Origin of the sequence: Streptomyces mirabilis, assembly GCF_018310535.1 — a bacterium.
In the GTDB taxonomy this organism is placed as follows: Bacteria; Actinomycetota; Actinomycetes; order Streptomycetales; family Streptomycetaceae; genus Streptomyces.
Genome location: NZ_CP074102.1, coordinates 3,704,473 through 3,718,033, shown reverse-complemented (window position 1 = coordinate 3,718,033; position 13,561 = coordinate 3,704,473). Strand labels below are relative to the sequence as shown.

The 13,561-nt window shown below is 71.6% G+C and carries 9 protein-coding genes; 6 read left to right on the top strand and 3 right to left on the bottom strand.

Features of this window, described 5'->3' with window-relative positions:
* Positions 1-391: 391 nt before the first annotated feature.
* Positions 392-1,855 (bottom strand): MFS transporter, encoded by a 1,464-nt coding sequence (locus SMIR_RS16350; protein ID WP_168494177.1) that lies wholly within the window; start codon positions 1,853-1,855, stop codon positions 392-394.
* A 255-nt stretch (positions 1,856-2,110) separates the two neighbouring features.
* On the opposite strand from SMIR_RS16350, the gene SMIR_RS16345 reads away from it, so the two are divergent.
* From SMIR_RS16345 to SMIR_RS16325, 5 genes are all read left to right on the top strand, one after another.
* Positions 2,111-2,569 carry a MarR family winged helix-turn-helix transcriptional regulator gene (locus SMIR_RS16345; protein ID WP_211118773.1) on the top strand — a complete coding sequence of 153 codons (459 nt, stop codon included), beginning with the start codon at positions 2,111-2,113 and terminating at the stop codon, positions 2,567-2,569.
* A 560-nt stretch (positions 2,570-3,129) separates the two neighbouring features.
* Complete coding sequence (locus SMIR_RS16340) at positions 3,130-3,885, top strand: NPP1 family protein (protein ID WP_168494181.1); 756 nt, start codon at positions 3,130-3,132, stop codon at positions 3,883-3,885.
* A 607-nt stretch (positions 3,886-4,492) separates the two neighbouring features.
* The gene (locus tag SMIR_RS16335; RefSeq protein ID WP_249938433.1) at positions 4,493-4,996 is read left to right on the top strand and encodes a DUF3052 domain-containing protein; all 504 of its coding nucleotides are present in this window, start codon (positions 4,493-4,495) and stop codon (positions 4,994-4,996) included.
* Positions 4,997-5,099: 103 nt separating this feature from the next.
* Positions 5,100-5,957 (top strand): glycosyltransferase, encoded by an 858-nt coding sequence (locus tag SMIR_RS16330; protein ID WP_248003686.1) that lies wholly within the window; start codon positions 5,100-5,102, stop codon positions 5,955-5,957.
* A 387-nt stretch (positions 5,958-6,344) separates the two neighbouring features.
* Entirely contained in the window at positions 6,345-9,530 is a 3,186-nt protein-coding gene (locus SMIR_RS16325) for an AfsR/SARP family transcriptional regulator (protein WP_249938432.1), read from the top strand.
* A gap of 164 nt (positions 9,531-9,694) precedes the next feature.
* On the opposite strand, the gene SMIR_RS16320 is transcribed toward SMIR_RS16325, so the two are convergent.
* Together SMIR_RS16320 and SMIR_RS16315 are read right to left on the bottom strand one after the other, a co-directional pair.
* Complete coding sequence (locus SMIR_RS16320) at positions 9,695-11,386, bottom strand: bifunctional 3'-5' exonuclease/DNA polymerase (protein ID WP_168494183.1); 1,692 nt, start codon at positions 11,384-11,386, stop codon at positions 9,695-9,697.
* Positions 11,387-11,435: 49 nt separating this feature from the next.
* Positions 11,436-12,218 (bottom strand): Clp protease N-terminal domain-containing protein, encoded by a 783-nt coding sequence (locus tag SMIR_RS16315; protein ID WP_212727156.1) that lies wholly within the window; start codon positions 12,216-12,218, stop codon positions 11,436-11,438.
* Between the two features lie 126 nt (positions 12,219-12,344).
* Between SMIR_RS16315 and SMIR_RS16310 the strand changes: the two genes are divergently transcribed.
* The gene (locus SMIR_RS16310; protein WP_212727155.1) at positions 12,345-13,493 is read left to right on the top strand and encodes a DUF2786 domain-containing protein; all 1,149 of its coding nucleotides are present in this window, start codon (positions 12,345-12,347) and stop codon (positions 13,491-13,493) included.
* Positions 13,494-13,561 lie beyond the last annotated feature (68 nt).

Genomic DNA, 13,561 nt, shown 5'->3' with positions numbered 1-13,561 from the left:
GGCGGACGGACCTGTCGTATGCCGTTCCGGGAGGGCCAGGGTGAATCAGGAATTCTGACGCACGTGCTTTGCAGCAACACTCCACGGTTCCCGTGGACGGCCCCCAGCACCACGCTGACCTGCGAGCTCACCGGCATCACAGAAGTATCGGTTTCGGCCGGAACGAACCCCTCCAGCGTCTCGGACCGGCATCAGCCCACGTCAGGGCAGACAGAAGCACCTCCAGCGCGCGCCACGGCATTTACCACGCCCCCGGCGCGCACCGAAGGTGCGCTGGATCGCTGACCTGCGGTTTCTCTGGTTCCGTGAGGGTGACTGCCGCCCGGGGGCGCGGGTGTGCGGGTGCCCAGGTACGTGGGTGCGTGGGCGCGGTGCGTGGGGTCCGGTCGGGTCAGGCCTTTGCCTCGACCGTCTCGGGGGCCGTGTCCTGGGTGGGTTCGGCCTGCGGGCGGGCGGCCGCGGGGCGGACCGGGATGAGGAAGGCGACGATCGCGGCGGCGATGCCGACGCAGGAGCCGATCAGCATGGCGACACGGAAGCCGCTCTCGGACGGCAGGGAGACCGGGCCGAACTTCGTGGTCATCTGGGCCAGGACCACGGCCATCACGGCGGCCGAGACGGAGCTGCCGATCGAACGCATCAGCGTGTTGAAGCTGTTGGCCGAGGCGGTCTCCGACTGGGGCACCGCGCCCATGATGAGCGCGGGCATCGCACCGTAGGCGAAACCGACGCCCGTGTTGCAGACGATGGTCACCGCGAGCAGGCCCCAGGGGGAGCCGTTGCCGATGAGCGGCAGCGACAGGCCGTAGCCGAGGGCGATGATCAGGGCGCCGACGGACAGGGTGATGCGTGGGCCCTTCGCGGCGGAGAGCTTGGCACCGATCGGGGACATGATCATCATCATGAGGCCGGCCGGGGCCATCCACAGACCCATGGCCAGCATCGACTCGCCGAGGCCGTAGCCGGTCTCCTCGGGCAGCTGCAACAGCTGGGGGATCACGAGGGACTGGGAGTACATCGCGAAGCCGACCAGGATCGAGGCGGCGTTCGTCATCAGCACCTGCGGACGGGCGGTCACCCGCAGGTCGACCAGCGGCTCGGCGCTGCGCAGCTCCCACCAGCCCCAGGCCAGCAGCAGGACGATCGCGGCGGCGAGCAGGCCGAGCGTGGTGCCGCTGCCCCAACCCCAGTCCGCACCCTTGGAGACGCCGAGAAGCAGGCAGACCAGCGCGATGCCCAGGCCGATCGCGCCGAGCAGGTCGAAGCTGCCCGAGGCGGTGCTCTCGCGGCCCGCGGGCACGAAGAACCAGATCAGCGTGGCGACCGCGAGGGTCAGCGCGGCGACGACCCAGAACAGCACGCGCCAGCTGGCGTTCTCGGCGATCGCCGCGGAGAACGGCAGGCCGAGCGCCCCGCCCACACCCATGGACGCGCTCATCATCGCGATGGACGAGCCGAGCTTCTCCGCCGGTACGACGTCACGCAGCAGGCTGATGCCGAGGGGCACCACGCCCATGCCGAGGCCCTGCAGACCGCGTCCGGCGATCATCGGGACGACCGAGGAGGACAGGGCGCAGACCACGGAGCCCAGGATGAGCGGGACCAGGGAGGCCAGAAGCATGCGCTTCTTGCCGTACATGTCACCGAGGCGGCCGGCGACGGGGGTGATCACGGCCGCCGCGAGCAGCGTGGCGGTGACGACCCAGGAGGCGTTCGAGGCGGTGGTGTCGAAGAGGGTCGGGAGTTCCCCGATCAGTGGCACCACCAGTGTCTGGGTGATCGCGGCCACGATGCCGCCGAAGGCGAGGATGCCGACAACACCGCCGGAGCGGGCTGCGGGCTGGGAACTGTCCACGGGTACTCCCTGTTGCTCTTCCGGGCTTGTTGCTGTGCTGCGCATTCGGGCCTGCTGCATCGCCGGGCCTGCTGCGTCTCCAGGCCTGCTGTGTCTCCGGATCACGGTGAGTCGCGGGCACGGCGCACGCGAGTTGCATGCTGCATGCGATGTGTATCATACATGTCTAGTGCATCATGCACATCGCAGTGGTATACCTGGCGGGAGGTAGCTTTCCTGTAGGGGAAGCGAGCCGGGAGCCGAAGGATGCCTCGCGTGGACAAGCCACTTGACCTGCTGGAATTCGAGACCATGCTGCTCGGGCGCCACATGCACATGATCAACCCGCGGGGGCGCGGGGTGAGTGAGGAGCGGCTGGACCGCAGCGCGTACGTCCTGCTCAGCCGGATTCAGGTGCAAGGCCCGATGTCCATCGGTGAGCTCAGAGAGGCCTTCGGCCTGGACGCGTCCACCCTCAACCGGCAGACCGCCGCGATGCTGCGGGCCGGGGTCGTCGAGCGCATGCCCGACCCCGAGGGGGGCATCGCCCGCAAGTTCGCCATCACCGCGGAGGGCAGACGCCGACTGGACGCCCACCGCGCCGAGAACCTGGACGGTCTGGAGAAGATCATGACCGACTGGGATCCCGAGGAGGTGGCCGAGTTCGCCGCCTATCTCAGCCGCTTCAACCGTGACATCGAGCGTCTCGACGGGCGTCCCTGGCCGCGCGGTTGAGCAGGTGAAGGAGAGGGCGGGGGAGTCGGGCGGGCCGGTTCTCCGGCCCACTCCGGTGTGGTTCAGAACAGCGCGATGACGGCCGCGGCGCCGCCGGGGGGATCACCCCTGGTCCGCGACGCCTGGCGGGGCACCTCGCCGCGTTGTCGCATCACCCGAGTACGGCCAGTACGCGGGTAATGCTCCGCCTTGCGGCGCGCGCCGCACCATGCGCCGCACCATGCGTCGCGGCCTGATCCGAGGCGATCCGAACGACTCCCCCTAGACGTCGGTTGAGGCGTCGACTCAGGCGGTGTGCGCGTTGCTGGTAGCGCGTCAGTCGCTTTGCCAGTCGTGTTGTCAGTCGCGTTGTCAGTCGCTTCGCCGGTTCTCGCGTTCCCTTGCGGAAGGAGACCCCGCCTTCCGCTCGGCGTCAACTCCCCCATCTCCTTTGTTGGTTGATCTTTCACCCCCGGGACACCCGGCACCGCTTGAGCGCTCAACGAGTCACGTGAGGGTGATCGGGGCATGCCGATGAAACCGCTTGCCCCACCCCCCTCGCGGTCCCTCAGGAGGACGCAGTGCAGAAGAGCTCGCGCGTACGCAGGGCCTCTCTCATCCTCGGCAGCGCCGTCGCGCTGGTCGTCGCCTTCCCCAGCAGCGCGCTCGCCGCCCCGCCCAAGGCCCTGCCCGCCAACGCGGACGACTTGGAGAAGACCTGGCAACCGGCGTACGACTACGACACGGACGGCTGCTACCCCACGCCCGCCATCGGCCCCGACGGGACGATCAACGGCGGCCTCAAGCCGTCGGGTTCACCCAGCGGCGAGTGCCACGACATCTCGGATCTCGACAACACCAACGGCTACTCACGCGAGAAGTGCAACAACGGCTGGTGCGTGATCCTCTACGGCCTCTACTTCGAGAAGGACCAGGCCACGATCGGCGGGCACCGCAACGACTGGGAGCACGTGGCGGTCTGGGTGCAGAACAACCAGGCCAAGTACGTCTCCACGTCCGCGCACGGCGACTTCAACGTCTACAGCGCCGACCAGGTCCTGTGGGACGGCACCCACCCCAAGATCGTCTATCACAAGGACGGTCTGAGCACCCATGACTTCCGGCTCGCGAACTCGGGCGACGAGCCGCCGGAGAACGGCTACCACACCTGGCAGTACCCGGCCCTGGTCGGCTGGAACGGCTATCCGGCGGGTCTGCGCGACAAGCTGAGCGCCTACGACTTCGGCAGCGCCAACTTCGGCCTCAAGGACGCCAACTTCGCCGCCCACCTCACGAAGGCCATGCCGGCGGGCATCTCGTTCGACCCCAACGCCTGACCGGTCGGGGATTCCTTCTTCGTCCCCGTCACACCTCCGCCCCCGGGCGCGTCAGGGAGATGGCGCCACCCACGTGGCCCGGTAGCGGTGTGACAGATGTGGCAGGTGTGACAGGGACGAGAAGGAGATGACGACATGGCTGTTCTGATGGTGCGTGCCACGGTGAGGCCCGAGTGTGTCGACGAGCTCGAAGCGGCGCTGCGGAAGATGTTCACCGCGATCGAGGCCGCGCGGCCCAGGGCGTGCGCCACGCCTCGTAACGGCTCCCCGACGGAGTCACCTACCTCGCGGAACTGGAGATCGCGGACGGGATCGAGAATCCGCTTTCCGCGATCCAGGAGTTCCGTGAGTTCCAGGCGGGCCTGAAGGACTGGCTGGCCGCCCCGCCGTCCGCCGAGCGTTTCGAGGTGCGGGGCGCGTACGCCGCCTGAGGCCGCGCGGGTGTGCGGGTGTGCGTCCGGTAAGAGCCGACATGAGTCGGTAAGAGTCGGTGAGAGTTGACGAGACTCCGGGCGCGCACCCCGTGCCGTGGCCCCCGCGCCGAGTAGGTTCCCGAGCAGGTTCGCCCCTGACCGCGCGGAAGGCAGGGGTGGGAAGGGGGCCGGGTGTGAGTACGTCCCGTACGGCCGGCGGCGGGTACTCCGGTACGCCGCTCGCCAAGAAGATCGGCGTCAAGGCCGGGCAGCGGGTACGGCTGGTGCACCGGCCCGAGGGGTGGGAGATCCCCGGACTGCCGGATGGGTGTGTCGTGTCCGGGGGCGATGGGGGCGATGGGGGCGACGGAGCCGCGGGTGCCGATGTCGCCGTCGTCTTCCATCGGTCGTTGGGGGAACTGGTCGCCGAGGCTCCGGCGCTGGTGGACGGCCTCGCCGATCACGCGATGCTCTGGATCGCCTGGCCCCGCAAGGCGGCCGGGCACCGCAGCGACATCACCGAGAACGCCCTGCGTGAGCTCTTCCTGCCGCTCGGGGTGGTCGACGTGAAGGTGGCCGCGCTGGGGGAGGACTGGTCGGGACTGAAGTTCGTACGGCGCAAAGAGCTTCGTACGGCGCAAAAGGCCTCGTACGACGTGAGTAAATGCGGAGAGCGCGAGGAAACGCAGCGTACCTGAGGGAGCCCCAGGGTTAACAGCTAGCATCGCGGGCAGAGTTGTCGGCCTGGGATGGAGTGGTGTCGTGTCGGAAGGGCCTCGGATCGCCGTTGCCGTCGTGACCATGGGGAACCGGCCCGACGAGGTCGACGCGCTGCTCACCTCGGTGGCCAAGCAGGACGTCGCGCCCGCGCGGATCGTGATCGTGGGGAACGGGTGTCCCCTGCCCGAGTTCGCCGAGCGGCTGGGACTGCCCGGTGAGGTGACCGGCATCGAGGTCGACGAGAACCTCGGCTGCCCGGGCGGGCGCAACGTGGGCCTCGCCCGGCTCAGGGAGTTCGCGGACGTGGACGTCGTCGTCGAACTGGACGACGACGGACTCCTGGTCGACGCGGATGTGCTGCGCAAGGTGCGGGACCTGTACGCCGCCGATCCGCACCTGGGCATCGTCGGCTTCCGCATCGCCGACGAGAACGGGGAGACCCAACGCCGGCATGTGCCCCGGGTCGGGGCCAAGGACCCGATGCGGGGCGGTCCGGTCACCGGGTTCCTCGGCGGCGGACACGCGCTGTCCATGCCGATGCTCGCCCGGATCGGGGACTGGCCCGCCGAGTTCTTCTTCGCTCACGAGGAGACGGACATGGCCTGGCGGGCCATCGACGACGGGTGGACCGTGCTCTACGAACCCGAACTGCTGCTCCAGCACCCCAAGACCTCGCCCGCCCGGCACGCCATCTACTACCGTGTCACCGCCCGCAACCGGGTCTGGCTCACCCGTCGCAGGCTGCCTCTCCCGCTCATCCCCGTGCACCTGGGAATCTGGATGCTGCTGACGCTCGCACGGACGCGGTCGCTCGGCGGGCTGCGGGCCTGGTTCGGCGGCTTCGCGGAAGGGCTGCGGCAGTCGGGAGGCGAGCGGCGGCCGATGCGGTGGCGGACGGTGTGGCGGCTCACGCGGCTGGGACGCCCGCCCGTCATCTGATGAACGCGGGCCGGTCGCACGCCTCTGCCCGTGTACGGGTCGCACGCCTCCGCCCGTGTGCGGGGAAGGCAAAAGCGGACGAGGGCCCCGGTCGCTCACCTCCGACGACCGGGGCCCTCTCTGTCCCCGGATCCGGCCACGGCGGCGACACTCCCCCGAGTTACGCGTTGTACGCGCGCACCGTCGGGCCAGATCCGATGCACTGATCCCATCAGCCCGCGCCAACGGATCGCTAACATGTCGCCAACGGGTTTCCATCCGGAAACCCGGAAACCGGAAGTCGGTCGGCGTGAAGTCGTCGCAAGAAGGCGCGAAGTCGCCATGGGTGTGGTCGGTACCGGTCTGAACCGGTCGGGTCGGTCGCACGGGAAGGCAGTGGGGCGGGCTATGCGGTACGGGCTGCGGTTCGGGCTGCTGGGGCCGCCGGTGTTGTACGACGCCGACGGCGAGGTCCGTTCGATCGGCGGCGGCAAGATGCGCGCCCTGCTGGTCGCGCTGCTCCTGGAGCCGGGCCGGGTCGTCTCGGTGGACGCGCTCAAGGACGCGCTGTGGGGCGGGGCGCCGCCCGCGTCGGCGCAGGCCTCGTTGCAGAACCACGTCACCCGGCTGCGGCGGCTCCTCGACGATCCGGAGCGGCTGCGGGCCATGCCGCCCGGATATCTGCTGCGGGTCGGCGAGGGCGAGTTGGACGTGCGCGTCTTCGAGTCCCACGTCACGGCCGCTCGCGCCGCGTACGCCGGGCGCGACTGGGAGCGGGCGCTGCGCGAGGCCCTGGCGGCGCTCGCGCTGTGGCGCGGCACACCGCTCGGCGGGGTCCCGCCCGAACTCGGCGGACACGCGCTCGTCCAGCGTCTGGAGGAGGCGCGACTGCTCGTCCTGGAGTGGCGGTACGAGGCCGAGCTGCGGCTTGCGGGGCCGGGTACCGGGGGTGCCGGTACCGGCGGTGCGGGCGAGGGTACCGGTGGTGTCGGGCGAGCCGAGGGTGCCGGGGTCGGCTGGGTCTTCGGGGACATCGGGGACGCCGGGGTCTCCGTCGACGCAAAGGCAACGGAAGCCACCGGTGCCCCCAACACCTCCAACACCTCCAGCGCCCCCGGCACCACCCGACTCGCCGCCCTCGCACCTGAGTTGTCCGCACTTGTCGCCGAGTACCCCCTGCGCGAGGCCTTCCACCGGCTGCTGATGCTCGTACTGCACCGCACCGGACGTCAGGCCGAGGCCCTGGCCGTCCACCGCGATCTACGGACCCGCCTCGTCGAGGAACTCGGTGTCGAGCCCGGGCCCGCGGTGCGCGCGGCGCATCTGGAGATCCTGCGTGAGCGGGCGGGGGAGAGCGACGAGTCCGCGCGCGACCGGAACGGGAACGCGGGCGAGGACGGAGACCGTACGGAGCGGGCCGCCCCGGCCCCGCCCCGGCCCGCCCAACTCCCGCCCCCGCCCGGACACTTCACCGGCCGCACCGATGTACGCCGGGAACTGAACGTGGCCCTCGACACGGCCCGGCATCCCAGGCCTCCCGCTCCGGCCGTCGCCGTCATCAGCGGGATGGCCGGAGTCGGTAAGAGCGCCCTGGCGCTGCATGTGGCACACGGCCTGCGGGAACGTTTCCCCGACGGCCAGCTGTACGTCAACCTGCACGGGGCCACGCCCGGAATGACCCCCCTCACCCCCGGCCAGGCGCTCGCCGCGCTGCTGCGCGACCTCGGTGCCGAGCCGCGCCGTATCCCCGAACACCCGGACGCCGCCGCCGCGTTGCTCCGCTCGATGCTGGCTCCGACGCGCACCCTGATGGTGCTCGACGACGCCGCGCACGCCGCGCAGGTACGTCCGCTGCTGCCCGCGGGCGCGGGGTGCGCGGTGATCGTGACGAGCCGTTCGCCGCTCACCGCGCTGGACGGCGTGCGGCGCTTCCCGCTCGCGCCGCTCTCGGTCGAGGACAGCGCGGCGCTGCTGCGCGCGGTGTCCGGACGGGTGGACGGCCTCGACGGCGCGCACCCCCTCGTCGAACTCACCGGCCGGCTCCCGCTCGCCCTGCGCGTGGTCGCGGCCCGTCTCGCCGCGCGCCGCGCGCTCACCCCGGACGTCCTCGCCGGTCAACTGACCGCCACCGAAGGACGGTTGCATCATCTGGAGTACGACGACCTGAGCGTCCGCAGATCCCTGGCCGTCGCGCTCGACGCGCTGCGTGCCTCGGAGCGGGAGGCCGACCAGGACGCGGCGCTCGTGCTGAGCGGCATCGGCGCACTCGACCTCCCCGTGTACGGGGCGCCCCTGCTCGCCCGGCTCTCCGGCATCGCCGAGTTCCGTGCCGAGGCCGCCCTCGACCGCCTCGTCGACGTCGCGCTCCTGGAGGAGACGGCGTACGGCCGCTATGCACCCCACGACCTCGTCCGCGACTTCGCCCGGGAGATCGCGGGCGCGACGGAAGGGGAACCCGGAGACGGGGGCGCGGGCATCTGCGTGTCCGAGCGGGCGTTGCGCTGGTACGCCGGTGTCGCCGCCCGCTCCCTCGAAGCGATCGTCGAGCCGGGCCTCGACCGCGAGGACCGCAGCCGGCCGACCGTCGCGCAGCCGGCCGCGCACACGGTGGACGCCGCGGCCACGCCGCCGTTCTGCACCGCCAGGGACGCCTTCGCCTGGGGCGACCTGGAACTGGAGAACGTGGTGGCGCTGGTGGAGCGGTACGCGGACACATCCGCGTACGTTCCCGTGCTGGTGCGGCTGCTCAACCCCTACCTCCAGCGCAGCGGCCGGGTCCCGGAGTCGGAGGTGCTCCTGCGGGCCGCGCTGGGCGCGGCCCGGCGGCTCGGGGACGAGGCCGCGCAGGCGTACGCGCTCGGCGACCTCGCGGGGCTGCACTTCATGACCGGCCGCGCGGGCGAGGCGCTCACGTTGAACGACGAGGCGCTGGCGATCTGGCGGCGGCTCGGGGTGCTGTCGTGGATCCGGCGCGGTCTGAACAACCGCGGCATGCTCCTCGAGGGGCTGGGCCGCCACGCCGAGTCCAGCGAGGCGCTGCTGCAGAGCCTCGAACTCTCCCGGGAGCTGGGCGACCCGCACACCGAGGCCATCACCTACAGCCATCTCGGCAATCTGTACGAGCACACGGACGCCCGTGCCGCCATCGAGCACCACAAGCGCAGCCTGGCGATCGGCGACGCGATGGACGACGTGATCATCCGGCACTCCGCGCACTGCAACATCGGCTATGCCCACCTGACGCTCGGCGAACCGGCCGCCGCCGTACCGCACTTCGAGGAGAGCCTGCGCATCCTCGGCGGTCACGGCGACTGGCACGGGGAGTCGCAGACGCGGCTCGGGCTGGTGCGCGCGCTGCGCGGGGTGGGGCATGTCGAGCGGGCCGCGCGCGAGTGCGATCTGCTGCTGTGCCGCGCCGACCAGCGCGCCGACCGGTACACCGGCGGGCTCGCCCGGCATCAGCTGGGGCTGCTGCTGCACGCGCAGGGGGATGCCGGAGGGGCGTACGAGCTGTGGAAGTCGGCGCTCGCGGCGCTGGACGGGACGGACAGCTCGGTGGTGGGAGCGCTGAAGGAACTCCTGGAGGAGGAGTAGGGCGGCCGGAGGAGCCGGTCGCCCGGCCGAGGAGGTCACCTGTCGCAGGAGTTGGGTCGCCTGGCCGAGGAGGTCACCTGTCGCAGGAGTTGGGTCGCCTGGCCGAGGAGGTCACCTGGCGCAGGAGTTGGGTCGCCTGGCCGAGGAGCGGGCCACCGTCCTGGTCACTTCGCGTCCGCGTAGCACTCCACCACCGCCGTCGTGAACGGGAAGCGGACCGGGGTCTCGCCGAACGTCAGCCGTCCCGCCAGCTCCGCGGCCTCCCGGATCGCGGCCACGACCGCGTCCGCCTCCTCGGCCGGACAGTGCACGATCACCTCGTCGTGCTGGAAGAAGACCAGTTCGGCGGCGAGGTCCGCGCAGGTGCGCCGCAGGGCGGCGAGCAGCAGCAGTGCCCAGTCGGCGGCGCTGCCCTGGACGACGAAGTTGCGTGCGAAGCGGCCGCGGGCGCGGGAGTTGGAGGAGGCGTAGCCCGGAACCCAGCCCTGGTCTCCGAGGGCCTCGGCGGGTTCGTCCTGGGGGAGGCCCGCCTCCTCCGACGCGGCGTCGGACGCGCCGGCCGCCGGGGGACTTGTCCGCCCCAGCCACGTCCGTACGAGTCGGCCCTCCTCGCCGGCCTGCGCCGCGTCGTCCACGTAGGCGACGGCCCGGGGGAAGCGTCTTCTCAGCGCGGCCAGGTTCTTCAGGCCGTCGCCGGACGTCTGCCCGTACACCGCGCCGAGCACGGCGAGTTTGGCCTGTGCCCGGTCGCCGGCGAACGCCCGGTCCGACACCGACTGGTACAGGTCGCTCTCCCGGCCCGCGACTTCCATCAGGCCGGGGTCGCGCGAGATCGCGGCCAGCACCCGCGGCTCCATCTGGTCGGCGTCGGCCACCACGAGCCGCCAGCCCGGGTCGGCGACGACGGCACGCCGGATCACCTTGGGGATCTGCAGGGCGCCTCCGCCGTTGGTCACCCAGCGGCCGGTGACGGTCCCGCCGGGCAGGTACTCGGGCCGGAAGCGTCCGTCGCGCACCCAGTCCTGGAGCCAGGACCAGCCGTGCGCCACCCAGATCCGGTACAGCTTCTTGTACTCGAGCAGCGGCTTCACGGCAGGATGCCCGATGGTCTCGATCTCCCACCGCCGGGTGGACTTGATCTTGATCCCGGCCTGGGCGAAGGCCTTGATGACGTCGGCGGGCAGGTCGGGGCGGACGCGTCTGCCGAAGGCGGCCGACACCTCGTCCGTGAGCTCGGCGAGGCGTCTGGGCTCGCCGCCGCCCACGTACCGCTCGCCGAGCAGTTCGTGCAGCACCTCGCGGTGGACGTCCGCGCGCCACGGCAGCCCGGTGCGGTTCATCTCGGCCGCCACCAGCATGCCCGCGGACTCGGCCGTCGTCAGCAGGTGCATGCGCTCCGGGTGCGCGGTCGTGTCGTGCCGGCGGCGCTGATCGGCGTACACCGCCAGGAGGTCTTCCAGCGGTGCATGGACCGGGCGCGGCTCGAAGAGGGACGACTGCGAGCCGGGCTCGGCGGAGCGCTGCGGGGGATCCGGCGGCACGGGGCCGCCGCGCAGCCTTGCCAGCGCGGCGGCCGCCGACCGGGGTTCGCCGAGCCGGCCCTCGTGGCCGAGCAGCAGCGTCTCGGCGGCCTCGATGTCGTAACACCGCTCCACTCGCACCCCCGCGGCGAGCAGACGCGGATAGACCTCGGTCGTGGACCGCCAGACCCACCGGACCACGTCGGGTCGCCCCCGCACGGCCTCGACCAGGTCCGCCTCCCTGTGCACCGGTCCCGCGGGCAGCCCGTCGGGGCCGAGGGGGGCGACCTCCGCACCACCGTCCTCGGCCGGCCCGAGAGCCCACCGGTCGCTCATGGTTCCGAGTCTCGCAGGGGGGTCTGACAACGGCCGCGGACGCGGCGTCCTACTGGTCCTTCTGGTCCTTCTGATCCGGCTCGTCCTTCTGATCCGGCTGGTCCTTCTGCTGTCCCGCCACCGTGATGAGCTCCAGCACGCGCGCGAGGTAGTCCTCCGCCGCTGTCTTGTCGATGCCGAGGCCACTGAGGACGCCGTTGCCGTTCTCGTACTCCAGGAGGGCCAGGAGGATGTGTTCGGTGCCGATGTAGTTGTGGCCGAGGCGGAGGGCCTCGCGGAAGGTGAGTTCCAGGGCCTTCTTCGCGGCGGGGCCGTACGGGATGAGCTCCGGGACCTCGTCGGCCGCAGGCGGAAGCGCCGCGGTCGCGGCCTCGCGGACGGCGTCCAGGGTCACGCCCTGCGCGGTGATCGCCTTCGCGGCGAGCCCCTCGGGCTCGGAGAGGAGGCCGAGGACGAGGTGCTCGGTGAGTCCCTCCGCGTTGCCCGCGGCCTTCGCCTCGTTGTGCGCGGCCATGACCGCGTTCCGGGCGCGGGGTGTGTAGCGGCCGAAGCCCTGGCTGGGGTCGAGGTCCGACTCGGCCTTGGGGACGAAGCGCTTCTGCGCCGCCTGCCGGGTGACCCCCATGCTCTTGCCGATGTCCGTCCAGGACGCGCCCGAACGCCGGGCCTGGTCCACGAAGTGGCCGATCAGGTGGTCGGCCACGTCGCCGAGGTGGTCCGCCGCGATCACCGCGTCCTGGAGCTGTTCGAGCGCGTCGGTGTGGGCCTTCTTGATGGCCTCGATGAGGTCGTCGAGACGTACGGATGCCTTGACAGGTGGGTTCGTCGTCATGTGTCAACCTTAGGTTGACAGGTGGAGGGTGTCAACCCGGAGTTGACACCCTCCGCCTTCCCGTCCACGTTTCCCTGTCCACAGGGTGTGGACGGTCCGGTTCGGCGGTCGTGACACGATCGACGCATGAGCAGTACGCCCAGCACCGTGGAGCGCGCCTTCGAGGCCGCGCTCTACGCCGACAGCGACGCGGCCCTCGACGCGGGCGCCTCGCTGCTCGCCGCCGACCCCGCCTCCGACGCCGAACTCGCCCGCCGGGGCGAGGAGTTCGTCGCCGCAGCCTGGCGTCGCGGCTGGCAGCCCGCCGACGTCGTACGGATCGTGCGGCGCGAACTGGACGACGTACACCTGCAGCTGGTGTCGGAGCTGGTGCGCGCGGAGGCCGGCCGGGACCGGCGGCCCCGGGGCCCGCGCTGGGCGGCGCAACTCGAAGAGCTCGACGCCCGCGCCCCGCGCACCGACCGCTTCTCGCTCGCGACCGCCGCGCTGGAGCTGTACCGGCTGCTGCTCCGCCTCCCCACCCTCGAGCCCCTCGACGCGCAGGGGTCGCACGGCACGACACGGCACCCGGCCGCACCGCAGGACTCCCGCATGCTCACCCGTATCCGCGCGCTGCTCGCCAAGGCCGAGGCGACCGGATTCCCGGAGGAGGCTGAGGCGCTGAGCGCCAAGGCACAGGAGCTGATGGCCCGGCACAGCATCGACGAGGCGCTGCTCGCGGCCCGTACGCACGCCAAGGACGCGCCCGGCGCCTGCCGCATCGGTGTCGAGCCGCCGTACGAGACGGCCAAGGCGGTACTGCTGGACGCGGTGGCGGACACGAACCGCTGTCGCGCCGTGTGGAACGAGTCGCTCGGATTCTCGACCGTCGTCGGCTTCGAACCCGACCTGGAGGCCGTCGAACTCCTCTACACCTCGCTGCTCGTGCAGGCCACGGCCGCGATGACGAAGGCGGAGGCGGCCCAGCGGGCCGGGGGAAGGAAGCGTACGAAGAGCTTCCGGCAGTCGTTCCTGGCCGCGTACGCGCACCGGATCGGCGACCGGCTGGCGACCGCCGCCGACGGGGCCGAGGGAGAGGTCGCGTCGGCGGCCCCGGCGGGGGAGCTGCTGCCCGTGCTGGCGGCTCGTGACGTGGCGGTCAACGACCACATGGAGCGGATGTTCCCGGACACCGTCACCACCCGCCTGCGCGGGGTCAACGACGCGGCCGGGTGGCAGGAAGGGGCCGCGGCGGCGGACCGCGCCCAGGTCAGGGCACGCCCGCCGCTTCGCTGACGCCCGGCTTCGGCCGGTCGGCTGTGCGCCTTCCGGCTTCCGCTGCACGGCCGGGCGTCTCCCGGCTT